Source organism: Streptococcus suis S735, assembly GCF_000294495.1.
In the GTDB taxonomy this organism is placed as follows: Bacteria; Bacillota; Bacilli; order Lactobacillales; family Streptococcaceae; genus Streptococcus; species Streptococcus suis.
This window is the reverse complement of sequence record NC_018526.1, coordinates 71,661-92,896: the sequence shown is the minus strand read 5'-3', so window position 1 is coordinate 92,896 and position 21,236 is coordinate 71,661. Positions and strand designations below refer to the sequence as shown.

Sequence of the window (21,236 nt, the reverse complement as noted above, 5' to 3'; positions counted from 1 at the left end):
TGGGAGTTAACGGGATCGAACCGCTGACCCTCTGCTTGTAAGGCAGATGCTCTCCCAGCTGAGCTAAACTCCCAATTTGCTAAGCGACTACCGTATCTAACAGGGGGCAACCCCCAACTACTTCAGGCGTTCTAGGGCTTAACTGCTGTGTTCGGCATGGGTACAGGTGTATCTCCTAGGCTATCGTCACTTAACTACTGAGTCTTGTCAACTCAAAATTGAATATCTATATTCTAACAAGAAACCGATCGCTTGTCAATATTGACTCTAGTTTATTTCTTTGGATAAGTCCTCGAGCGATTAGTATTGGTCCGCTACATGTGTCGCCACACTTCCACTTCCAACCTATCTACCTGATCATCTCTCAGGGCTCTTACTAACATAAAGTTATGGGAAATCTCATCTTGAGGTGGGTTTCACACTTAGATGCTTTCAGCGTTTATCCCGTCCCTACATAGCTACCCAGCGATGCCTTTGGCAAGACAACTGGTACACCAGCGGTAAGTCCACTCTGGTCCTCTCGTACTAGGAGCAGATCCTCTCAAATTTCCTACGCCCGCGACGGATAGGGACCGAACTGTCTCACGACGTTCTGAACCCAGCTCGCGTGCCGCTTTAATGGGCGAACAGCCCAACCCTTGGGACCGACTACAGCCCCAGGATGCGACGAGCCGACATCGAGGTGCCAAACCTCCCCGTCGATGTGAACTCTTGGGGGAGATAAGCCTGTTATCCCCAGGGTAGCTTTTATCCGTTGAGCGATGGCCCTTCCATACGGAACCACCGGATCACTAAGCCCGACTTTCGTCCCTGCTCGAGTTGTAGCTCTCGCAGTCAAGCTCCCTTATACCTTTACACTCTGCGAATGATTTCCAACCATTCTGAGGGAACCTTTGGGCGCCTCCGTTACCTTTTAGGAGGCGACCGCCCCAGTCAAACTGCCCGTCAGACACTGTCTCCGATAGGGATAACCTATCCGGGTTAGAGTAGCCATAACACAAGGGTAGTATCCCAACAGCGCCTCAGTCGAAACTGGCGTCCCGACTTCGTAGGCTCCTACCTATCCTGTACATGTGGTACAGATACTCAATATCAAACTGCAGTAAAGCTCCATGGGGTCTTTCCGTCCTGTCGCGGGTAACCTGCATCTTCACAGGTACTAAAATTTCACCGAGTCTCTCGTTGAGACAGTGCCCAAATCATTACGCCTTTCGTGCGGGTCGGAACTTACCCGACAAGGAATTTCGCTACCTTAGGACCGTTATAGTTACGGCCGCCGTTTACTGGGGCTTCAATTCAGATCTTCGCTTGCGCTAAACCCTCCTCTTAACCTTCCAGCACCGGGCAGGCGTCACCCCCTATACATCATCTTACGATTTAGCAGAGAGCTGTGTTTTTGATAAACAGTTGCTTGGGCCTATTCACTGCGGCTGACTTTAAGCCAGCACCCCTTCTCCCGAAGTTACGGGGTCATTTTGCCGAGTTCCTTAACGAGAGTTCTCTCGCTCACCTGAGGCTACTCGCCTCGACTACCTGTGTCGGTTTGCGGTACGGGTAGAGTATGATACATCGCTAGAAGCTTTTCTCGGCAGTGTGACGTCACTAACTTCGCTACTTAACTTCGCTCCCCATCACAGCTCAATGTTACAGATACAAGCATTTGACTCATATCACACCTCACTGCTTAGACGGGCACTTCCAATCGCCCGCTTTAGTTAGCCTACTGCGTCCCTCCATCACTTCATACTCTAGTACAGGAATATCAACCTGTTGTCCATCGGATACACCCTTCGGTCTCTCCTTAGGTCCCGACTAACCCAGGGCGGACGAGCCTTCCCCTGGAAACCTTAGTCTTACGGTGGATGGGATTCTCACCCATCTTTCGCTACTCATACCGGCATTCTCACTTCTATGCGTTCCAGCACTCCTCACGGTATACCTTCTTCACACATAGAACGCTCTCCTACCATAACACTAAAGTGTTATCCACAGCTTCGGTAAATTGTTTTAGCCCCGGTACATTTTCGGCGCAGGGTCACTCGACTAGTGAGCTATTACGCACTCTTTGAATGAATAGCTGCTTCTAAGCTAACATCCTAGTTGTCTGTGCAACCCCACATCCTTTTCCACTTAACAATTATTTTGGGACCTTAGCTGGTGGTCTGGGCTGTTTCCCTTTCGACTACGGATCTTAGCACTCGCAGTCTGACTGCCGACCATAAATCATTGGCATTCGGAGTTTATCTGAAATCAGTAAACCGAGATGGCCCCCTCATCCAAACAGTGCTCTACCTCCAAGATTCTCAAATGTCGACGCTAGCCCTAAAGCTATTTCGGAGAGAACCAGCTATCTCCAAGTTCGTTTGGAATTTCTCCGCTACCCACAAGTCATCCAAGCACTTTTCAACGTGCCCTGGTTCGGTCCTCCAGTGCGTCTTACCGCACCTTCAACCTGCTCATGGGTAGGTCACATGGTTTCGGGTCTACGACATAATACTAATCCGCCCTATTAAGACTCGGTTTCCCTACGGCTCCGTCTCTTCAACTTAACCTCGCATCATATCGTAACTCGCCGGTTCATTCTACAAAAGGCACGCTCTCACCCATTAACGGGCTCGAACTTGTTGTAGGCACACGGTTTCAGGTTCTATTTCACTCCCCTTCCGGGGTACTTTTCACCTTTCCCTCACGGTACTGGTTCACTATCGGTCACTAGAGAGTATTTAGGGTTGGGAGATGGTCCTCCCGGATTCCGACGAGATTTCGCGTGTCTCGCCGTACTCAGGATACTGCTAGGTATAAAAAATATTTTAAATACGAGGCTATTACTCTCTTTGGCCTACCTTCCCAGGTAGTTCTTCTATACTCTTTAAGTCCACATTGCAGTCCTACAACCCCGAGGAGTAAACTCCTCGGTTTGCCCTCCTGCCGTTTCGCTCGCCGCTACTAAGGCAATCGCTTTTGCTTTCTCTTCCTGCAGCTACTTAGATGTTTCAGTTCACTGCGTCTTCCTCTTCACTACCTTAACAGTAGTGAGTGACAGGCATTACCTGCCGGGTTCCCCCATTCGGACATCCCTGGATCATTGCTTACTTACAGCTCCCCAAGGCATTTCGTCGTTAGTCACGTCCTTCATCGGCTTCTAGTGCCAAGGCATCCACCGTGCGCCCTTATTAACTTAACCTTATAATCGTACTCAGACTAGAAAACTAGTGATTTAGACAAATCCTCTTGTAGTCCTTAGACTACTGCGATGATTTCCTAAAATCATACGTTTTCCTTAACGTCTTCGTAACTTGTTTTAACCTAATTTTTTCAAAAATTAGAAAACTCATTAAATATTCACAGCGTTTTCGGTTTATTTTCTTGTTACTATTTCTATACGTACTTTTACATACGTTTAGGAATGTTTGATAGATATTCAATTTTCAATGGACAAAATCTTAACAACTTCCGTTGTTAATGGAGCCTAGCGGGATCGAACCGCTGACCTCCTGCGTGCAAAGCAGGCGCTCTCCCAGCTGAGCTAAGGCCCCACAAGACCTCTCAAAATTAAAGAAGACTGACGTACAGGTTTCCATTTCCTTAGAAAGGAGGTGATCCAGCCGCACCTTCCGATACGGCTACCTTGTTACGACTTCACCCCAATCATCTATCCCACCTTAGGCGGCTGGCTCCTAAAAGGTTACCTCACCGACTTCGGGTGTTACAAACTCTCGTGGTGTGACGGGCGGTGTGTACAAGGCCCGGGAACGTATTCACCGCGGCGTGCTGATCCGCGATTACTAGCGATTCCGACTTCATGTAGGCGAGTTGCAGCCTACAATCCGAACTGAGACTGGCTTTAAGAGATTAGCTTGCCGTCACCGACTTGCGACTCGTTGTACCAGCCATTGTAGCACGTGTGTAGCCCAGGTCATAAGGGGCATGATGATTTGACGTCATCCCCACCTTCCTCCGGTTTATTACCGGCAGTCTCGCTAGAGTGCCCAACTGAATGATGGCAACTAACAATAGGGGTTGCGCTCGTTGCGGGACTTAACCCAACATCTCACGACACGAGCTGACGACAACCATGCACCACCTGTCACCGATGCTCCGAAGAGAAACCCTATCTCTAGGGCGGTCATCGGGATGTCAAGACCTGGTAAGGTTCTTCGCGTTGCTTCGAATTAAACCACATGCTCCACCGCTTGTGCGGGCCCCCGTCAATTCCTTTGAGTTTCAACCTTGCGGTCGTACTCCCCAGGCGGAGTGCTTAATGCGTTAGCTGCGGCACTGAGTCCCGGAAAGGACCCAACACCTAGCACTCATCGTTTACGGCGTGGACTACCAGGGTATCTAATCCTGTTCGCTCCCCACGCTTTCGAGCCTCAGCGTCAGTTACAGACCAGAGAGCCGCTTTCGCCACCGGTGTTCCTCCATATATCTACGCATTTCACCGCTACACATGGAATTCCACTCTCCCCTTCTGCACTCAAGTTTGACAGTTTCCAAAGCGTACTATGGTTAAGCCACAGCCTTTTACTTCAGACTTATCAAACCGCCTGCGCTCGCTTTACGCCCAATAAATCCGGACAACGCTCGGGACCTACGTATTACCGCGGCTGCTGGCACGTAGTTAGCCGTCCCTTTCTGGTAAGATACCGTCAAGTGAGAAACTTTCCACTCTTCTCACAGTTCTTCTCTTACAACAGAGCTTTACGATCCGAAAACCTTCTTCACTCACGCGGCGTTGCTCGGTCAGGGTTGCCCCCATTGCCGAAGATTCCCTACTGCTGCCTCCCGTAGGAGTCTGGGCCGTGTCTCAGTCCCAGTGTGGCCGATCACCCTCTCAGGTCGGCTATGTATCGAAGCCTTGGTGAGCCGTTACCTCACCAACTAGCTAATACAACGCAGGTCCATCTCATAGTGAAGCAATTGCTCCTTTCAAATATCTACCATGCGGTAAATACTGTTATGCGGTATTAGCTATCGTTTCCAATAGTTATCCCCCGCTATGAGGCAGGTTACCTACGCGTTACTCACCCGTTCGCAACTCATCCGTCTAGTGCAAGCACCAGACTTCAGCGTTCTACTTGCATGTATTAGGCACGCCGCCAGCGTTCGTCCTGAGCCAGGATCAAACTCTCATAAAAAGTTTTGATTCAAACTCAAGCTATTGCTAGCTTTCCGTTTTATTGTTTTGTTTTGTCATTGACGATTTATCTTTAGATAAATCACCCTGCACGTTTGGTTCGTCTTCTTTAATTTTCAAAGGTCTTGTCGTTATCGCGCTCTCGCGACAACTATCTTAGTTTATCATTTCTTGTGAACTTTGTCAACACTTTTTTGAAACTTTTTTTCGTTCCTCTGTTAACCAGTCCCTCAAGAGACAACTCCATTAGTCTATCATCTTCTGATGGTCTTGTCAACACTTTTTCGAAACTTTTTTCGTTCCTCTGTTAACTAGTCCCTCAAGAGACAACTCATTTATTCTATCACGACTTATATACATTGTCAACCGGTTTTTTGGATTTTTTTATGAAATTTGGCGAAAAACTGAGAGGCATACTAATCGGAGATTGTATATTTTCTTCGTATGCCTCCAGTATATCAAAATTTTTGAGTAAAATAAAAACGCCTGCTTACGAAATTATTCTATCTTAGAGTAATTTCGTAAACAAGCGTCCAATCAACATGATGAGTGTTACCGCTGAGACAAGCTCAGCGGTAGACCAGAGCTAGACTAAGAATCAGAATAGGATTCCATCATCATAACACTCAACAAAATTGATGATCTTATACAAGTTCGATAATTGCCATTGGTGCAGCATCACCACGACGTGGTTCAGTTTTGAGGATACGAGTATATCCACCATTACGTTCTGCATAACGAGGTGCAATTTCAGAGAACAATTTTTGAAGTGCTGTAGCAGAAGTGTACTTATCAGTTGCTTCATCATAGTTTTCAGATGCAATTTCGTTACGAACAAATGCTGCTGCTTGACGACGTGCGTGCAAATCACCACGTTTACCAAGTGTGATCATTTTTTCAACTGTTTTACGGATTTCTTTAGCACGAGCTTCAGTTGTAACGATTGATTCGTTGATCAAAAGGTCAGTTGTCAAATCGCGCAACATTGCTTTACGTTGTGAGCTAGTGCGTCCTAGTTTACGGTATGCCATGATTTCCTCCTATATTATTTATCTTTTTTCAATCCTAGACCAAGATCAGCCAATTTAACTTTAACTTCTTCAAGACTCTTGCGACCAAGATTGCGCACTTTCATCATTTCTGGCTCAGTTTTCTCTGTCAAGTCGAATACAGTGTTAATGCCTGCACGTTTCAGACAGTTATATGAGCGAACAGATAGATCCAATTCTTCAATCGTACGATCAAGCATACGATCATCTGAAGCCACTTCAGCTTCTTTCATCACTTCTGCAGATTTTGCAACTTCAGTCAAGTCAGTGAAGAGACCTAAGTGCTCCATCAAAATACGTGCAGAAAGACCTAAAGCATCTTCTGGAATAATGGTGCCATTTGTGTTGATTTCAAGTGTTAATTTGTCAAAACCATCGTTGCTACCAACACGAGCTGGTTCAACTTGATAATTGACTTTCTTCACTGGCGTATAGATAGAATCTACAGCAAGTGTTCCCACTGGTGCATCATCTTTCTTATTATCCTCAGCTGGTACATAACCACGACCTGAATTGACAGTCAAAACAGCTTTAAAAGTGGCACCATCAGCAATGGTAAAGAGATAATGGTCAGGGTTTACAATTTCAATGTCACTATCTGTAAGAATGTCTCCTGCTGTTACTTCAGCTGGACCTACTACATCAAGTTCAATTTTCTTTTCGTCTTCGACATAAGATTTTACAGCAATGCCTTTGATGTTAAGAATAATTTGCATAACATCTTCACGAACACCTGGAACTGTGTCGAATTCGTGGAGTACACCATCAATTTTAATCGATGTTACTGCAGCACCTGGAAGTGAGGCAAGAAGTACACGACGAAGAGAGTTACCAAGAGTTGTACCGTAACCACGTTCTAATGGTTCGATTACAAATCTGCCGTAATCTTTATTTTCATCAATTTTTGTTATTGTTGGTTTTTCAAACTCAATCATTTCTTACTCCCTCTTAAACGAAAAGCTGTGTATGGAATGTATGATTATACACGGCGACGTTTTGGAGGACGAGCACCATTGTGTGGTACAGGAGTCACATCACGAATTGCTGTTACTTCAAGACCAGCGGCAGCAAGAGCGCGGATAGCAGACTCACGACCTGAACCTGGGCCTTTAACGGTAACTTCAACTGTTTTAAGACCGTGTTCTTGTGCAGATTTAGCAGCAGCTTCTGAAGCCATTTGAGCCGCGAATGGTGTAGATTTACGAGAACCTTTGAAACCAAGAGCACCAGCTGATGACCAAGCAATAGCGTTACCATGCACATCAGTAATCATAACAATAGTGTTATTAAATGTTGCGTGAATATGTGCAATACCAGATTCGATATTCTTTTTCACACGACGTTTACGTGTTGGTTTAGCCAATTTTTCTACCTCCTATTTTATTTTTTCTTACCTGCGATCGCAACAGCTTTACCTTTACGAGTGCGGGCATTGTTTTTAGTGTTTTGTCCACGGACAGGAAGTCCACGACGGTGACGGATACCACGGTATGAACCGATTTCCATCAAACGTTTGATGTTCAAGTTAACTTCACGACGGAGGTCACCTTCAACTTTGATTGCATCAACTTCACGACGAATAGCATCTTCTTGATCTGATGTCAAATCTTTCACGCGTACATCTTCTGAAATACCTGCAGCTGCAAGAATTTTTTTAGATGTTGCAAGACCGATACCATAAACATAAGTTAATGAAATAACTACACGTTTGTCATTTGGAATGTCAACTCCAGCAATACGAGCCATGTTTTCTCCTTTCTATTTCTTAACCTTGACGTTGCTTGTGTTTAGGGTTTGCTGGGCAAATCACCATAACACGACCATTACGACGAATAACTTTGCAGTATTCGCAAATTGGTTTGACCGATGGTCTTACTTTCATGTTTAATCCCTCCAAGTATTTCGACTATTTAAAGCGGTATGTGATACGTCCACGTGTCAAGTCGTATGGACTAAGCTCAACAGTTACGCGGTCACCGACCAAAATACGAATGTAGTTTTTACGGATTTTACCTGAAACAGTTGCAAGGACTTGGTGTCCATTCTCCAACTCAACAGTAAACATAGCATTTGGCATTGTATCGACTACTTTGCCTTCAATTTCAATCACATCTTCTTTTGCCATGCAAAAGTAACCCCTCTCTAAATATCGATTTGATGTCCTCTGAACACAGAGGTAACAATTATAAGTCAGACTAGACTATTTTATCATCTTTGTATAAAAAATGCAAGCCAAATCTATTAGTTTATTGCAATTTTGATAGTACTGTATCAATTGCTTGGAAAACAAGGTCAATGTCTTGGTCACCTTCAATATCATGGACCAGCCCTTTTGCACGATAATGATCAATGATTGGCTGTCCTTGTGCGATATTGACCTCTAAACGACGTTTGACAGATTCTGGCTTGTCATCTTCACGTTGATAGAAGTCTTCCTCTTTGTAGTCTCCAACAGGTGGATTGAATACTTTGTGGAAAGTCTCTCCAGTTTCTTTATGAATAATACGACCGCTGAGACGCTCTACCAATTTTGAAGGATCAATCTCAATATTGATAACACCTTGCAACTCAATTCCTAAGTCAGCCAAATTTTCATCCAAGGCATGGGCTTGTTCAATCGTACGAGGATAGCCATCAAGCAAAAAGCCTTTTTCCTTGATGTCATCCTGAACCAAACGTTCTTTGACAATGCCATTAGTAACTTCATCGGGAACGAGGTCACCCTTATCAATGTACGACTTGGCAAGAATACCCATTTCAGTCTGATTGGCCATTGCTGCACGGAACATATCTCCTGTTGAGATATGAGCAACATTGAATTTCTCAACAATCTTGGCCGCTTGTGTCCCTTTACCAGCACCTGGTAAACCCATAATTAAAAGATTCATGACAAACTCCTTATTTTGTTTTCACATAAATTTGCCATTATTGACAAACTTATCTAAAAACAAAATAGAAGGTTGACTAGGTCAACCTATATTCTATTCTGTAATTTCTAAGAAACCTACATATTTTCTCTTAAGAAGGTAGCCTTCTAATTGCTTGATGCCTTCGATACTTGTAGAGATTACGATAATCAAACTTGTACCAAGGAACGCAATGCTTGAAGAAAGCCCAAAGAGATTTTGCGCAAGGATAGGCAGCAAAGCTACAAAACTCAAGAAGAGTGCACCGATTACTGCCAATCTTGTCAATAATTTTGACAAAAACTGTTCAGTGCCATTACCAGGACGAACTCCATGGATATAGGCTGCACTTTTCTGAAGGCTTTCTGCAGTCTTCTCAGGATTTACTTGAACAAAGGTGTAGAAGAATGTAAAGGCAATAATTAAACCTGCATATACAATCATACCTTTAGCAGTTGAATAATCAAAGTATTCCTGAACCGTCAATAACCACCCGGCACTCTTATTTTGACTTGCGAAATATTGAATCAAAGAAGTTGGAACTGCAGTGATTGAGCCTGCAAAGATTACGGGAATAACTCCTGCTGGATTCAATTTCAGGGGTAAATATGAGCTAGAAGGTGCTCCTTGTGCACGTTTTGTATATTGAATTGGTAATTTATATTCTGCTTGTTGTACAAAAGTTGTAAAATACACAACAAAGAATATTAATACGACGAGTGCAGCAACAAAGATTGCTGATTCCCCCAAACGACTTGATTCAATATTAACAAAGCGATCAATGTAAATCTCGTGAAAAGTTCCTGGTAACGATGAAATAATTCCTGCAAAGATGATCATTGATGTACCATTACCATAGCCCTTTTCAGAAATCTGTTCCCCCAGCCAGGTTACAATAATCGAACCTGTTGTCAAAATCGCTCCAATCAACAAATATGTTTGCCAATTTAATGGCATATTGGTCAATTTTGCACCGGACAAAGCATTAAAGCCTGCTGTAATACCAATCGATTGAACAAATGCCAGTACCAAAGAAATGTAGCGTGTTGCTTGATTTAGTTTACGACGACCAACTTCACCTTGCTTACCCCATTCAACAAATTTAGGTAAAATATCCATTTGTAAAAGTTGAACAATGATGGAAGCTGTAATATAAGGACTAACACCTAGTGCGAAAACTGAGAAATTACGCATAGCATTTCCTGAAACCAAACTCAACATGTTCAAGAACGGAAGGTTTGACAAGGCCTCAAGACTCTTTGCGTTTACTCCTGGTACTGTAATGTGGGTTCCTACGCGGAAGACAAAAAGGATAAAGATAGTAAATAGAATTTTACTACGTACCAATTTTACCTTTAAGGCATCTTTTAAAAGTTTAAAAAACATAGGCTGCCACCTCTTAGATGACTTCTACTGAGCCACCTTTAGAAGTGATTGCTTCTTCAGCTGATTTAGAGAATTTAGCAGCTTTAACTGTCAATTTCTTCGTCAATTCACCGTTACCAAGAATTTTAATTCCTGATTTTTCAGCTTTAACGATTCCAGCTTCGATAAGCACAACTGGTGTTACTTCTGCACCATCTTCAAAAGCGTTCAATTGATCAAGGTTAACGATTGCGTACTCTTTAGCGTTGATATTTGTAAATCCACGTTTTGGAAGACGACGGAACAATGGAGTTTGTCCACCTTCAAAACCTGGGCGGACACCGCCACCGCTACGAGCTTTTTGACCTTTTTGACCACGGCCAGATGTTTTACCGTTACCTGATGATGTACCACGACCTACACGGTTGCGGACTTTACGAGAACCTGTAGCAGGTTGTAATTCATGAAGTTTCATTATTATTTCTCCTCTTTTATATGCTAGCGCCTGTGAAGTACAAGAGTCTTCCTCCACAAACTCGCTGTATGTAAATATGTAAAATGGACTAGAAGTCGCAAAGATTTCTCTATGCGACTTAGTCTATTTGTTAGATTATTTAACTTCTTCTACAGTTACCAAGTGAGAGATAGCGTTCACCATACCAAGGATAGCTGGGTTATCTTCCTTAACAACTGAAGAGTTCAATTTACCAAGTCCAAGTGCAACAACTGTTTTACGTTGTTCTGGTTTGCGACCGATTGGAGACTTAGTCAAAGTGATTTTAATTTGAGCCATGAGTATCTCCTTTCTTATGCTAAATCAGAAACTGAGATGCCACGAAGTGCAGCCACTTCTTCAGCACGTTTCAATTGTTTCAAACCTTCAACTGTTGCGCGAACGATGTTGATTGGTGTGTTTGAACCAAGTGACTTAGAAGTCACATCTGCGATACCTGCCAATTCGATTACGGCACGAGTTGCACCACCGGCAGCAACCCCAGAACCTTCTGAAGCAGGTTTCAACAATACACGAGCGCCGCCAAATTCTGAGCGAACTTCGTGAGGGATTGTTGTACCAACCATTGGTACTTCAATCATGTTTTTCTTAGCAGATTCAACTGCTTTACGGATAGCTTCTGGTACTTCTTGAGCTTTACCAGTACCGAAACCTACGCGACCGTTACGGTCACCAACAACCACAAGAGCTGCAAAACGAAGACGACGTCCACCTTTAACAACTTTTGTAACACGGTTGATGGCTACTACGCGTTCTTCAATTTCAACTGCGTTATCTTTGAATGCCATTTCTTAGTGTCCTCCCTATTAGAATTTCAATCCGTTTTCACGAGCTGATTCAGCCAAAGCTTTCACACGTCCGTGATAGAGATATCCACCGCGGTCAAAGACCACTTCAGAAATACCTTTAGCTACCGCGCGTTCAGCAACGAGTTTACCTACAACAACAGCTTGTTCTGTCTTAGTACCTTTTGAAACTTCTTTATCAAGAGTAGAAGCGCTTGCGAGCGTTACACCCGCTACGTCATCAATCACTTGAGCGTAGATGCCTGTATTAGAACGGAAAATGTTCAAACGTGGGCGAGCAGCAGTTCCAGAGATTTTACCGCGAACGCGACGGTGGCGTTTTTGGCGGATTTTGTTTTTATCTGGTTTTGAAATCACAATATTCACCTCTTAATGTATGATTCTGTTTCTTACGAAACAATTTGAGAAATAGTCAGCCAGGTGGTCCAGCCACCTCAGCAAGCTATTATTTACCTGTTTTACCTTCTTTACGGCGAACGAATTCACCAACGTAGCGGATACCTTTCCCTTTGTATGGCTCAGGAGCGCGAAGGCTACGGATGTAAGCTGCTGTTTGACCAACAACTTCTTTGTTGATACCAGACACGACAATTTGTGTTGGTGTTGGAACTTCAAATGTGATACCTTCTGGTGCAACCACTTCATCTGGATGTGATTTACCAACAGCAAGTGTCAATTTGTTACCAGCCAATTGAGCACGGTAACCGACACCACGCATTTCAAGTTCTTTTTTGAAGCCTTCAGAAACACCAACAACCATGTTGTTGAGGTTAGCACGGCTAGTACCGTGAATAGTCTTCATTTCTTTTGAATCGTTTGGACGGTGAAGAGTTACTTCTGCACCTTCCACACGGATTTCAATAGCAGTTGGGAATTCACGAGTCAATTCCCCTTTAGGTCCTTTTACAGTTACCACGCCGTTGTTTTGAGCAAGCTCAACACCAGCAGGCAATGTAATTACTTTATTACCAATACGTGACATATTTTTTAATTCTCCTGTTAAATTATCAAGCCGTCAAGCGACTAGTTTTCACGGGGTGAACAAGATACAAAGCCGTTAAGCAACTCGAAGAAAAATAAGCGGTAAGTCCGAAGTCTTTGATTTCGCAGACGCACCCTCGTCAGAACGACTAGGACTTTCCTGACCGAAGGCCAGAGAAAGTTCAGACGTTTACGACGAACAAGGTAAGGATTTCTGAAACACTTTTCACTTTTTTCAAAGAGTTGTAGGCGTGTTCAATTAGTGAATCTTGTTCTAGTTTGGTTGCATGATACCAAATAATCAGTAAGTCAGATTTGAACACGCACGAAGAACTGGTCCTCTCGCATTTGTATCATGCTTTTAGGTTTCAATTTCTAAATGTGACAAGGCAGAGCGACGCAGACCATACTTGAGTATGTCAAGACGCTCTAACACAGGCACATGACGAAATTGGAAGCTAAAAGATTACCAAACGTATGCGATAACCTCACCACCAACGTTCTTTTGACGAGCTTGTTTGTCAGTCAAAAGACCTTCTGATGTTGAGATGATTGCGATACCAAGTCCGTTAAGAACTTTAGGAATATCTTCACGTTTTGAGTAAACACGAAGACCTGGTTTTGAAACGCGTTTCAAATTTGTGATAACTTTTTCACCGTTTGGTCCGTATTTCAAGAATACACGGATGATGCCTTGTTTGTCATCTTCGATGAATTCAACGTTTTTTACAAAACCTTCGTTTTTAAGGATTTTAGCAATACCTTTTTTGATGTTTGATGCAGGTACTTCAAGCACTTCGTGTTTTGCTTGGTTAGCGTTACGAATACGTGTCAAAAAATCTGCAATTGGGTCAGTCATAACCATTTGTTGTTTCTCCTCTTACTAGCAGTTTGATTAGATCACTTGCTAGTTAATGTGTGCCTGATAGGCAATGCAAAGTTTGAATTTGCTAGTATGATGCTATTGCATCCTAACATTTGAACTCGGGCTACGGCCTGTGTGAAAAAGATAACTCTATCTAGAACGCAAGCGTTCTTCGCTAGAGTTCCTATTTTCACTTTGTCCGTCACGCCCTTAGTATCATGTTTTAATTGAGTTCGAGCTACAAGCTTAGCAAAGAAGATAGATTTTCCTAGAAGTAAACTTCGTCGTAAAATCTCCTATCTTTGCGTTGGTTGCTAAACGCTCTCACATCTTATCTTACCAAGAAGCTTTTGTTACGCCAGGAATTTGTCCAAGGTAAGCCAAGTCGCGGAAGCATACACGGCACAATTTGAATTTGCGGTAAACTGAGTGTGGACGTCCACATTTTTCACAGCGTGTGTAAGCTTGTGTAGAGAACTTAGCTGGGCGTTTGTTCTTAGCGATCATTGATTTTTTAGCCATTTATTCTCTCCCTCTTATTTTGCAAACGGCATACCAAGGCCAGTAAGCAATGCACGTGATTCTTCGTCAGTGTTAGCAGTTGTAACGATAACGATATCCATACCGCGAGTTTTATCAACATCGTCGAAGTTGATTTCTGGGAAGATCAATTGCTCTTTCACACCAAGTGTGTAGTTACCACGTCCGTCAAATGACTTAGTTGGTACACCGTGGAAGTCACGTACACGTGGAAGTGAAACTGTAACCAATTTGTCCAAGAATTCATACATACGTTCGCCACGAAGAGTTACTTTCGCACCGATCGCAACACCCTCACGAAGACGGAAGCCGGCGATTGATTTCTTAGCTTTAGTGATAAGTGGTTTTTGACCTGAGATCAAAGCCAATTCTTGAGCAGCTTTCTCAAGGTTTTTAGCGTTAGAAACAGCGTCACCAACACCCATGTTCAAAACGATCTTATCAACTTTTGGCACAGCCATAACTGAAGAATAGTTAAATTGTTCAGTCAAAGCAGGAACTACTTCATTAAGATATTTTTCTTTTAAACGATTTGCCATTATACTTCTCCTTTCCTTCGTGATTAATCAAGCACTTCGCCTGATTTTTTGTTGTAGCGAACTTTTTTGCCGTCTACAAACTTGTAACCAACGCGTCCTGCAACACCATTTTTGTCAAGAACTTGAACGTTTGACACATGGATTGGAGCTTCTTTTTCAACGATAGCGCCTTGAGGGTTTTCGCTGTTTGATTTTTGGTGTTTCTTAACGATGTTAACACCTTCAACAATAACTTTGTTTACTTTTGGAAGTGCTGTTACGACAACTGCTTCAACGCCTTTGTCTTTACCAGCGATTACGCGAACTTTATCGCCTTTTTTTACAAACATTTGATTTCTCCTATAATTTCTTACGCCCTAATGGGCACCCTGGTTAGTGATTTAACCAGGGGACTTAGTTTGTTTTCTAGTTTACTAAACCCGTCACAGACTTCGTTAGTTTGTAACAAATTTCCTAAAACTATTTGATTAAAGTACTTCTGGTGCCAATGAAACGATTTTCATGAAACCGCCATCACGCAATTCGCGTGCCACTGGGCCAAAGATACGAGTTCCGCGAGGGTTTTTGTCTTCACGGATGATAACTGCAGCATTCTCATCGAATTTGATGTATGAACCATCAGCACGACGAGCACCTGTCTTAGTACGAACGATAACGGCTTTAACAACGTCACCTTTTTTAACCGCACCACCAGGAGTAGCTTGTTTTACTGAAGCAACGATGATGTCGCCGATGTTCGCGAATTTACGTCCTGAACCACCAAGAACTTTGATTGTCAAGATTTCACGTGCGCCACTGTTGTCAGCAACTTTCAAACGAGTTTCTGTTTGAATCATGTCAATTTTCTCCTTTCAGGTTGATTAAATGATAACTGCCTCTTCCACAACTTCTACAAGACGGAAACGTTTTGTAGCTGAAAGTGGGCGAGTTTCCATGATACGAACGATATCGCCTTCTTTAGCAACATTGTTTTCATCATGAGCTTTGTACTTTTTAGAGTAGTTAATACGTTTACCATAGACTGGGTGGTTACGTTTAGTTTCAACTACAACTGTGATTGTTTTGTCCATTTTGTCAGATACTACGCGTCCAACAAGAACTTTACGATTATTGCGTTCCATTGAAATTCTCCTTTCCCAATCTATTATTTAGTTTCAGATTGCACAGTTTTGATACGCGCAATTTGTTTCTTCACTGCGTTCAAACGAGCAGTTTGCTCAAGTTGACCAGCAGCAGCTTGGAAACGAAGTTCGAAGAGTTCTTTCTTCAATTCGTTTTCTTTCTTAGCAAGTTCTTCTTGAGAAAGGCCACGAAGTTCTTTTACAAAATCTTTAATTTCTTGAAGTTTCATGTCTTCTCCTTATTCTGCTTCACGTTTTACGAATTTAACTTTAACTGGCAATTTGTGACCAGCAAGGCGGAATGCTTCGCGAGCGATTTCTTCAGAAACGCCAGCTACTTCAAACATAACCTTACCGCGTTTAACTGGAGCTACCCAACCTTCAGGAGCACCTTTACCAGAACCCATACGTACACCGATAGCTTTAGCAGTGTATGATTTGTGTGGGAAGATCTTAATCCAAACTTTACCACCACGTTTCATGTAACGCGTCATAGCGATACGGGCAGCTTCGATTTGGCGGTTTGTAATCCATGAGCTAGTAGTTGCTTGAAGACCGTATTGACCAAAGTCTACTTGTTTTCCACCTTTAGCTTCACCGCGCATTTTTCCACGGAATTCACGACGGTGTTTTACACGTTTAGGTACTAACATTTGTTATTTACCTCCTTTAGTGTTTTTACGAGCTGGAAGAACTTCACCACGGTAGATCCATACTTTAACACCAAGTTTACCGTAAGTTGTCAAAGCTTCTTCCCAAGCGTAGTCGATATCCGCACGAAGTGTATGAAGAGGAACAGTTCCTTCTGAGTAGCCTTCTGCACGGGCAATATCCGCACCGTTCAAACGACCAGAAACTTGTGTTTTGATACCTTTTGCACCAGCGCGCATTGCACGTTGGATAGCTTGTTTTTGAGCACGGCGGAATGCCACACGTTGCTCCAATTGACGAGCGATTGACTCACCAACAAGGTGTGCATCCAAATCAGGTTGTTTGATTTCGATGATGTTGATGTGTACTTGCTTACCAGTCAATTTGTTCAATTGAGCACGAAGCGCATCAACGTTGCTACCAGCTTTACCGATAACCATACCTGGTTTAGCAGTGTGGATAGAAACGATTACTTTATTTACAGCACGTTCGATTTCGATTGTTGATGTTGACGCATCAGCCAATTCTTTTTTGATAAAGTTGCGGATTGCAAGATCTTCATGAAGGTAATCCGCGTATTCTTTTTCAGCATACCATTTAGCATCCCAATCACGGATGATGCCAACACGCATACCAATTGGATGTACTTTTTGACCCACGTTTTTACCTCCTTATTTCTCTGCCACAACTACAGTGATATGAGCTGTGCGTTTGTTAATTGGTGAAGCAGAACCTTTCGCACGTGGACGGAAACGTTTCAACGTTGGTCCTTCGTTTGCGAATGCTTCGCTGACTACCAAGTTAGCTTTTTCCAAACCAAAGTTGTTTTCAGCGTTAGCGATTGCTGAGTTCAAAACTCCCTCGATAATGCCTGCAGCTTTGTTTGGTGTGAATTTCAAGATTGCGATTGCGTCTGCTACGCTTTTGCCACGGATGTTATCCAAGACAAGACGTGATTTACGAGGTGAAACACGTACTGTGCGAGCAGTTGCTTTAGCTGAAGTAATTTCTGCCATTGTGTTTTCCTCCTAAATTATTTACGACGAGTTTTCTTGTCGTCAGCAGCATGACCTTTGTAAGTACGAGTTGGTGCAAATTCACCAAGTTTGTGACCTACCATGTCTTCTTGAATGTATACAGGTACGTGTTTACGTCCATCGTAAACTGCGATTGTATAACCGATGAAACTTGGGAAGATCGTTGAACGACGTGACCAAGTTTTAATTACTTTTTTCTTTTCGTCATTTGCTTGAGCTTCAACTTTTTTCATCAAATGCTCATCGACGAAAGGTCCTTTTTTAAGACTACGTCCCATTTTAGTGTTTTCTCCTTTAAAATATGTACCACAGCGGCTTGGGAGATGGACAGAACCCCAGTTACCGTGTTCGTTGTCCTGCCCCCGCACAGTTGATTAGAAGTTTCGACGTAGCTAAGCTACTAGAAACTGCAATCAACCACTGCGTCAAACTGGCATTTCAATCAAACTGAGGTGCTGGAATAGTCAGTCCATAACAAACCCTACCGAGTTGGCGGATGATATAGAATGCTATGTAACTAAGAATAGATTATTTTTGGTTGCGACGACGAACGATAAGTTTGTCAGATTTAGCTTTCTTGTTACGAGTTTTCAAACCAAGAGCTGGTTTACCCCATGGTGTAGATGGTGCTTTACGACCAACTGGTGCTTTACCTTCACCACCACCGTGTGGGTGATCGTTAGGGTTCATTACAGAACCGCGAACTGTTGGACGGATACCTTTCCAACGGCTACGACCTGCTTTACCAAGGTTAACAAGGCCATGTTGTTCGTTACCTACAGTGCCAACAGTAGCACGGCAAGTACCAAGGATCATACGAACTTCACCTGATTGAAGGCGAACAAGAACGTATTTACCTTCTTGACCAAGAACCTGTGCAGATGCACCAGCAGCACGAACCAACTCACCACCGCGACCTGGTTTCAACTCGATGTTGTGAACAACAGTACCGACTGGGATGTTTGCAAGTGGAAGTGCGTTACCAACTTTGATATCTGCTTCTGGACCTGAAACGATGCGTTGACCAACTTCAAGACCTTTAGGAGCAATGATGTAAGCTTTAACACCGTCTGTGTAGTGTACAAGAGCGATGTTTGCTGAACGGTTTGGATCGTATTCGATAGTTTTAACGATTGCTTCAACGCCATCTTTGTTACGTTTGAAGTCTACCAAACGGTAGAAACGTTTGTGACCGCCACCTTGGTGACGAACAGTGATGCGACCGTTGTTGTTACGACCAGCTTTGCTCTTCAAAGCAACAAGCAAGCTTTTTTCTGGAGTGCTTGTTGTGATTTCAGCGAAGTCCAAAGAAGTCATGTTACGACGGCCATTTGTCGTTGGTTTATAAACTTTAATACCCACGTTAATTCCTCCTTTGATTATTCAGCGTCAGCTGTAGCGAACAATTCGATCGCTTTTGAATCAGCAGCCAATGTGATGATTGCTTTTTTCACTTTGTTTGTGCGACCTACATAACGACCTACGCGTTTTGTTTTAGGTTTCACGTTGATTGTGTTAACATTTGCAACTTTAACACCCTCGAATGCAGCTTCAACAGCTTGCTTGATCAAGAGTTTGTGTGCACGAGTGTCAACTTCAAATACATACTTGCCTGCTTCGAGTTGGCCCATTGAGCTTTCTGTGATGACAGGTTTTTTGATAACATCATACAAATTCATTATGCAAGAACCTCCTCAATTTTAGAGATAGCTGCTTGAGTTACAAGAAGTTTGTCTGCATTTGCGATGTCAAGTACGCTTGCAGTTGTTGCAGTTGCAACTTTAACTCCTGGGATGTTACGAGCAGAGAGAGCTGCGAATTCGTTGCCTTCTTCAAGAATAACAAGGACTTTAGAATCAATGCTCAATGCTGCAAGTACTTTTGCAAATTCAGCAGTTTTTGGAGCTGTGAATTCAAGTGAGTTAACAGCTACAAATTTGTTTTCAGCAACTTTTTCTGAGTAAACAGATTTAAGTGCCAAGCGACGAACTTTTTGTGGAAGTTTGTACGCGTATGAACGTGGAGTTGGTCCGAAGACTACGCCACCGCCACGCCATTGTGGTGAACGGATAGAACCTTGACGAGCACGTCCAGTTCCTTTTTGACGCCATGGTTTGCGTCCGCCACCTGAGACTGCTGAACGGTTTTTAACTGCGTGAGTACCTTGACGAAGGCTAGCACGTTGGCTGATGATCACATCAAATACAACTGCTTGGTTTGGCTCGATACCAAAGATCGCATCGTTAAGAACTACTTCACCAGCTTGTTTACCAGTTTGGTCAAATAATGTTACGTTTGCCATTTCGACTGATTTCCCCTTTCCTTATTATTTACCAGCTTTGACTGCTGACTTGATAGTGATAAGAGATTTCTTAGCACCTGGTACGTTACCTTTGATAAGGATAACGTTCTTTTCTGGAACAACTTGTACAACTTCAAGGTTTTGAATTGTTACACGGTTGCCGCCCATACGACCTGCAAGGTTTTTACCTTTGAATACACGGTTAGGTGCAACAGGACCCATAGAACCTGGACGACGGTGGTAACGAGAACCGTGAGCCATAGGACCACGTGATTGACCATGGCGTTTGATAACACCTTGGAAACCTTTACCTTTAGATGTACCAGTTACATCAACAACATCACCAGCTGCGAAAGTTTCAACTGTAATTTCTTGTCCAACTTCCAAGCCTTCAATGTTTTTGAATTCACGAATGAAGCGCTTAGGAGCTGTGTTAGCTTTAGCTACATGGCCTTTGGCAGGTTTGTTGCTCAATACTTCACGTTTGTCATCAAAACCAACTTGAACTGCTGCATAACCATCAGTTTCAACTGTTTTCACTTGAAGAACAACGTTTGGAGTTGCTTCGATGACAGTAACAGGGATAAATTCACCAGATTCAGTGAAGATTTGAGTCATTCCCACTTTTTTCCCTAAGATTCCTTTTGTCATGAGAAAAATATTCCTTTTCTTATTTTGTATTTAAAAAGTTTTTAACGAGCGTTTTTCATGCTCAAATCAAGATTCTGAGTTTTGCTCGCGACTTGATTACAATTTAATTTCTACGTTTACACCACTTGGAAGATCCAATTTCATCAAAGCGTCAACTGTTTTTTGAGTTGGGTTGATGATGTCGATCAAACGTTTGTGTGTACGCATTTCGAACTGCTCACGAGAATCTTTGTACTTGTGAGTCGCACGGATGATTGTGTAGAAGCTACGTTCTGTTGGAAGTGGAACTGGACCTGCTACTTGAGCACCTGTACGTGTTGCAGTTTCAACGATTTTTGCAGCTGCTGTATCAAGTGTACGGTGTTCGTACGCTTTCAAGCGGATGCGAATTTTTTTGTTTGCCATCTTTTTCTCCTTTTCGTCTATTTAACATAATAGGCTAGCTCCACAAGAAAACCAACACGTGTTGCGTGGCAATGCAACCGAGCGTGTCGCAACCTCTTGCATCAAAGCTACAGCCGTAATTTTTACGGCACTAGAACATTCTACCAGATTCCACTTGCCATTGCAAGAGTTTTTACTCAAAAATTCAAAAAATCCCAAAACTTTTATTTCAGGATTCTTCATTACTTATTTTTTATTTGAGTTAACTATCAACGTTTTTTTTCAAATATCCTTGTAAGTCTCGAATTATTTTTTTGACTGCCAGTAAAACTCTGTCCGCTTATCAATTTTTCATATTTTCAAGTCGGTCATTGATTAAATTTTTTCG

29 protein-coding genes, 2 tRNA genes and 3 rRNA genes are annotated in these 21,236 nt (G+C 42.9%); all 34 read right to left on the bottom strand.

Annotated elements, in window-relative coordinates:
• Positions 1-73: transfer RNA gene (locus tag YYK_RS00600), tRNA-Val, on the bottom strand.
• Between the two features lie 5 nt (positions 74-78).
• Positions 79-194: ribosomal RNA gene (gene rrf, locus YYK_RS00595) — 5S ribosomal RNA — on the bottom strand.
• A gap of 86 nt (positions 195-280) precedes the next feature.
• Positions 281-3,184, bottom strand: a 23S ribosomal RNA gene (locus YYK_RS00590).
• A 279-nt stretch (positions 3,185-3,463) separates the two neighbouring features.
• A tRNA-Ala gene (locus YYK_RS00585) sits at positions 3,464-3,536 on the bottom strand.
• 53 nt (positions 3,537-3,589) lie between these two features.
• Positions 3,590-5,138, bottom strand: a 16S ribosomal RNA gene (locus YYK_RS00580).
• The 16S, 23S and 5S rRNA genes sit together here with 2 tRNA genes alongside, the layout of an rRNA operon.
• 643 nt (positions 5,139-5,781) lie before the next feature.
• Positions 5,782-6,168: a 50S ribosomal protein L17 gene (gene rplQ / locus YYK_RS00575; protein WP_012774898.1), complete on the bottom strand. Its 387-nt coding sequence runs from the start codon at positions 6,166-6,168 to the stop codon at positions 5,782-5,784.
• Positions 6,169-6,182: 14 nt separating this feature from the next.
• Positions 6,183-7,121, bottom strand: a complete 939-nt coding sequence (locus tag YYK_RS00570; RefSeq protein WP_011921691.1) for a DNA-directed RNA polymerase subunit alpha — start codon at positions 7,119-7,121, stop codon at positions 6,183-6,185.
• Positions 7,122-7,165: 44 nt separating this feature from the next.
• Entirely contained in the window at positions 7,166-7,549 is a 384-nt protein-coding gene (rpsK, locus tag YYK_RS00565) for a 30S ribosomal protein S11 (RefSeq protein WP_004195509.1), read from the bottom strand.
• 17 nt (positions 7,550-7,566) lie between these two features.
• Positions 7,567-7,932 carry a 30S ribosomal protein S13 gene (gene rpsM, locus YYK_RS00560; protein ID WP_002936622.1) on the bottom strand — a complete coding sequence of 122 codons (366 nt, stop codon included), beginning with the start codon at positions 7,930-7,932 and terminating at the stop codon, positions 7,567-7,569.
• Positions 7,933-7,951: 19 nt separating this feature from the next.
• A complete protein-coding gene (rpmJ, locus tag YYK_RS00555; protein ID WP_001808836.1) occupies positions 7,952-8,068 on the bottom strand; it encodes a 50S ribosomal protein L36 in 117 nt (38 codons plus the stop codon).
• Between the two features lie 24 nt (positions 8,069-8,092).
• Positions 8,093-8,311, bottom strand: coding sequence for a translation initiation factor IF-1 (infA, locus tag YYK_RS00550; protein WP_002936627.1), 219 nt, complete (start codon positions 8,309-8,311; stop codon positions 8,093-8,095).
• A gap of 121 nt (positions 8,312-8,432) precedes the next feature.
• On the bottom strand, positions 8,433-9,074 hold the full coding sequence (locus YYK_RS00545) for an adenylate kinase (protein ID WP_002936630.1): 642 nt from the start codon (positions 9,072-9,074) through the stop codon (positions 8,433-8,435).
• A 93-nt stretch (positions 9,075-9,167) separates the two neighbouring features.
• Positions 9,168-10,478: a preprotein translocase subunit SecY gene (gene secY, locus YYK_RS00540; protein WP_002936636.1), complete on the bottom strand. Its 1,311-nt coding sequence runs from the start codon at positions 10,476-10,478 to the stop codon at positions 9,168-9,170.
• Between the two features lie 13 nt (positions 10,479-10,491).
• Positions 10,492-10,932, bottom strand: coding sequence for a 50S ribosomal protein L15 (rplO, locus tag YYK_RS00535; protein ID WP_002936637.1), 441 nt, complete (start codon positions 10,930-10,932; stop codon positions 10,492-10,494).
• A 135-nt stretch (positions 10,933-11,067) separates the two neighbouring features.
• Positions 11,068-11,250, bottom strand: coding sequence for a 50S ribosomal protein L30 (rpmD, locus tag YYK_RS00530; RefSeq protein ID WP_002936638.1), 183 nt, complete (start codon positions 11,248-11,250; stop codon positions 11,068-11,070).
• A gap of 14 nt (positions 11,251-11,264) precedes the next feature.
• Positions 11,265-11,759: a 30S ribosomal protein S5 gene (rpsE, locus tag YYK_RS00525; protein WP_002936639.1), complete on the bottom strand. Its 495-nt coding sequence runs from the start codon at positions 11,757-11,759 to the stop codon at positions 11,265-11,267.
• Between the two features lie 18 nt (positions 11,760-11,777).
• The gene (rplR, locus tag YYK_RS00520; protein ID WP_002936641.1) at positions 11,778-12,134 is read right to left on the bottom strand and encodes a 50S ribosomal protein L18; all 357 of its coding nucleotides are present in this window, start codon (positions 12,132-12,134) and stop codon (positions 11,778-11,780) included.
• Between the two features lie 88 nt (positions 12,135-12,222).
• Positions 12,223-12,759 (bottom strand): 50S ribosomal protein L6, encoded by a 537-nt coding sequence (gene rplF, locus YYK_RS00515; RefSeq protein WP_004195502.1) that lies wholly within the window; start codon positions 12,757-12,759, stop codon positions 12,223-12,225.
• Between the two features lie 465 nt (positions 12,760-13,224).
• A complete protein-coding gene (gene rpsH, locus YYK_RS00505; RefSeq protein ID WP_014917173.1) occupies positions 13,225-13,623 on the bottom strand; it encodes a 30S ribosomal protein S8 in 399 nt (132 codons plus the stop codon).
• Positions 13,624-13,959: 336 nt separating this feature from the next.
• Positions 13,960-14,145 carry a type Z 30S ribosomal protein S14 gene (locus YYK_RS00495; RefSeq protein WP_002936651.1) on the bottom strand — a complete coding sequence of 62 codons (186 nt, stop codon included), beginning with the start codon at positions 14,143-14,145 and terminating at the stop codon, positions 13,960-13,962.
• Between the two features lie 14 nt (positions 14,146-14,159).
• Positions 14,160-14,702, bottom strand: a complete 543-nt coding sequence (rplE, locus tag YYK_RS00490; RefSeq protein ID WP_002936653.1) for a 50S ribosomal protein L5 — start codon at positions 14,700-14,702, stop codon at positions 14,160-14,162.
• A 23-nt stretch (positions 14,703-14,725) separates the two neighbouring features.
• Positions 14,726-15,031, bottom strand: coding sequence for a 50S ribosomal protein L24 (gene rplX, locus YYK_RS00485; RefSeq protein WP_011921687.1), 306 nt, complete (start codon positions 15,029-15,031; stop codon positions 14,726-14,728).
• A gap of 138 nt (positions 15,032-15,169) precedes the next feature.
• A complete protein-coding gene (gene rplN, locus YYK_RS00480) occupies positions 15,170-15,538 on the bottom strand; it encodes a 50S ribosomal protein L14 (protein WP_002936658.1) in 369 nt (122 codons plus the stop codon).
• 24 nt (positions 15,539-15,562) lie between these two features.
• Entirely contained in the window at positions 15,563-15,823 is a 261-nt protein-coding gene (gene rpsQ, locus YYK_RS00475) for a 30S ribosomal protein S17 (RefSeq protein WP_000440801.1), read from the bottom strand.
• Between the two features lie 23 nt (positions 15,824-15,846).
• Positions 15,847-16,053, bottom strand: coding sequence for a 50S ribosomal protein L29 (gene rpmC / locus YYK_RS00470; protein WP_014917172.1), 207 nt, complete (start codon positions 16,051-16,053; stop codon positions 15,847-15,849).
• 9 nt (positions 16,054-16,062) lie between these two features.
• Positions 16,063-16,476: a 50S ribosomal protein L16 gene (rplP, locus tag YYK_RS00465; RefSeq protein WP_002936660.1), complete on the bottom strand. Its 414-nt coding sequence runs from the start codon at positions 16,474-16,476 to the stop codon at positions 16,063-16,065.
• Between the two features lie 3 nt (positions 16,477-16,479).
• On the bottom strand, positions 16,480-17,133 hold the full coding sequence (rpsC, locus tag YYK_RS00460) for a 30S ribosomal protein S3 (RefSeq protein WP_002936661.1): 654 nt from the start codon (positions 17,131-17,133) through the stop codon (positions 16,480-16,482).
• A 12-nt stretch (positions 17,134-17,145) separates the two neighbouring features.
• Positions 17,146-17,490, bottom strand: a complete 345-nt coding sequence (gene rplV / locus YYK_RS00455) for a 50S ribosomal protein L22 (RefSeq protein ID WP_002936662.1) — start codon at positions 17,488-17,490, stop codon at positions 17,146-17,148.
• A 17-nt stretch (positions 17,491-17,507) separates the two neighbouring features.
• Complete coding sequence (gene rpsS / locus YYK_RS00450) at positions 17,508-17,789, bottom strand: 30S ribosomal protein S19 (protein ID WP_000533766.1); 282 nt, start codon at positions 17,787-17,789, stop codon at positions 17,508-17,510.
• Between the two features lie 250 nt (positions 17,790-18,039).
• Positions 18,040-18,873, bottom strand: a complete 834-nt coding sequence (gene rplB, locus YYK_RS00445; RefSeq protein ID WP_002936663.1) for a 50S ribosomal protein L2 — start codon at positions 18,871-18,873, stop codon at positions 18,040-18,042.
• 17 nt (positions 18,874-18,890) lie between these two features.
• Complete coding sequence (locus tag YYK_RS00440) at positions 18,891-19,190, bottom strand: 50S ribosomal protein L23 (RefSeq protein ID WP_004195491.1); 300 nt, start codon at positions 19,188-19,190, stop codon at positions 18,891-18,893.
• Entirely contained in the window at positions 19,190-19,813 is a 624-nt protein-coding gene (gene rplD, locus YYK_RS00435) for a 50S ribosomal protein L4 (RefSeq protein WP_004195490.1), read from the bottom strand. The genes YYK_RS00440 and rplD overlap by 1 nt, the downstream gene beginning before the upstream one ends.
• 24 nt (positions 19,814-19,837) lie before the next feature.
• Positions 19,838-20,464, bottom strand: coding sequence for a 50S ribosomal protein L3 (rplC, locus tag YYK_RS00430; protein WP_011921686.1), 627 nt, complete (start codon positions 20,462-20,464; stop codon positions 19,838-19,840).
• Between the two features lie 96 nt (positions 20,465-20,560).
• On the bottom strand, positions 20,561-20,869 hold the full coding sequence (gene rpsJ, locus YYK_RS00425) for a 30S ribosomal protein S10 (protein ID WP_011922546.1): 309 nt from the start codon (positions 20,867-20,869) through the stop codon (positions 20,561-20,563).
• Between the last annotated feature and the right edge of the window lie 367 nt (positions 20,870-21,236).

What these genes read in the sequence shown, in the direction of transcription:
- rpsQ (WP_000440801.1), bottom strand. Translation starts at nt 15,823, where the DNA reads ATGGAACGCAATAATCGTAAAGTTCTTGTTGGACGCGTAGTATCTGAC.
- rpmJ (WP_001808836.1), bottom strand. Translation starts at nt 8,068, where the DNA reads ATGAAAGTAAGACCATCGGTCAAACCAATTTGCGAATACTGCAAAGTT.
- rpmD (WP_002936638.1), bottom strand. Translation starts at nt 11,250, where the DNA reads ATGGCTCAAATTAAAATCACTTTGACTAAGTCTCCAATCGGTCGCAAA.
- rplD (WP_004195490.1), bottom strand. Translation starts at nt 19,813, where the DNA reads ATGGCAAACGTAACATTATTTGACCAAACTGGTAAACAAGCTGGTGAA.
- rpsS (WP_000533766.1), bottom strand. Translation starts at nt 17,789, where the DNA reads ATGGGACGTAGTCTTAAAAAAGGACCTTTCGTCGATGAGCATTTGATG.
- rpsE (WP_002936639.1), bottom strand. Translation starts at nt 11,759, where the DNA reads ATGGCATTCAAAGATAACGCAGTTGAAATTGAAGAACGCGTAGTAGCC.
- rplC (WP_011921686.1), bottom strand. Translation starts at nt 20,464, where the DNA reads ATGACAAAAGGAATCTTAGGGAAAAAAGTGGGAATGACTCAAATCTTC.
- rplE (WP_002936653.1), bottom strand. Translation starts at nt 14,702, where the DNA reads ATGGCAAATCGTTTAAAAGAAAAATATCTTAATGAAGTAGTTCCTGCT.
- YYK_RS00570 (WP_011921691.1), bottom strand. Translation starts at nt 7,121, where the DNA reads ATGATTGAGTTTGAAAAACCAACAATAACAAAAATTGATGAAAATAAA.
- infA (WP_002936627.1), bottom strand. Translation starts at nt 8,311, where the DNA reads ATGGCAAAAGAAGATGTGATTGAAATTGAAGGCAAAGTAGTCGATACA.
- rpsJ (WP_011922546.1), bottom strand. Translation starts at nt 20,869, where the DNA reads ATGGCAAACAAAAAAATTCGCATCCGCTTGAAAGCGTACGAACACCGT.
- YYK_RS00545 (WP_002936630.1), bottom strand. Translation starts at nt 9,074, where the DNA reads ATGAATCTTTTAATTATGGGTTTACCAGGTGCTGGTAAAGGGACACAA.
- rpsH (WP_014917173.1), bottom strand. Translation starts at nt 13,623, where the DNA reads ATGGTTATGACTGACCCAATTGCAGATTTTTTGACACGTATTCGTAAC.
- rpmC (WP_014917172.1), bottom strand. Translation starts at nt 16,053, where the DNA reads ATGAAACTTCAAGAAATTAAAGATTTTGTAAAAGAACTTCGTGGCCTT.
- rplP (WP_002936660.1), bottom strand. Translation starts at nt 16,476, where the DNA reads ATGTTAGTACCTAAACGTGTAAAACACCGTCGTGAATTCCGTGGAAAA.
- rplO (WP_002936637.1), bottom strand. Translation starts at nt 10,932, where the DNA reads ATGAAACTTCATGAATTACAACCTGCTACAGGTTCTCGTAAAGTCCGC.
- YYK_RS00495 (WP_002936651.1), bottom strand. Translation starts at nt 14,145, where the DNA reads ATGGCTAAAAAATCAATGATCGCTAAGAACAAACGCCCAGCTAAGTTC.
- rplF (WP_004195502.1), bottom strand. Translation starts at nt 12,759, where the DNA reads ATGTCACGTATTGGTAATAAAGTAATTACATTGCCTGCTGGTGTTGAG.
- rpsM (WP_002936622.1), bottom strand. Translation starts at nt 7,932, where the DNA reads ATGGCTCGTATTGCTGGAGTTGACATTCCAAATGACAAACGTGTAGTT.
- YYK_RS00440 (WP_004195491.1), bottom strand. Translation starts at nt 19,190, where the DNA reads ATGAATTTGTATGATGTTATCAAAAAACCTGTCATCACAGAAAGCTCA.
- rplX (WP_011921687.1), bottom strand. Translation starts at nt 15,031, where the DNA reads ATGTTTGTAAAAAAAGGCGATAAAGTTCGCGTAATCGCTGGTAAAGAC.
- rplN (WP_002936658.1), bottom strand. Translation starts at nt 15,538, where the DNA reads ATGATTCAAACAGAAACTCGTTTGAAAGTTGCTGACAACAGTGGCGCA.
- rplQ (WP_012774898.1), bottom strand. Translation starts at nt 6,168, where the DNA reads ATGGCATACCGTAAACTAGGACGCACTAGCTCACAACGTAAAGCAATG.
- rplV (WP_002936662.1), bottom strand. Translation starts at nt 17,490, where the DNA reads ATGGCAGAAATTACTTCAGCTAAAGCAACTGCTCGCACAGTACGTGTT.
- secY (WP_002936636.1), bottom strand. Translation starts at nt 10,478, where the DNA reads ATGTTTTTTAAACTTTTAAAAGATGCCTTAAAGGTAAAATTGGTACGT.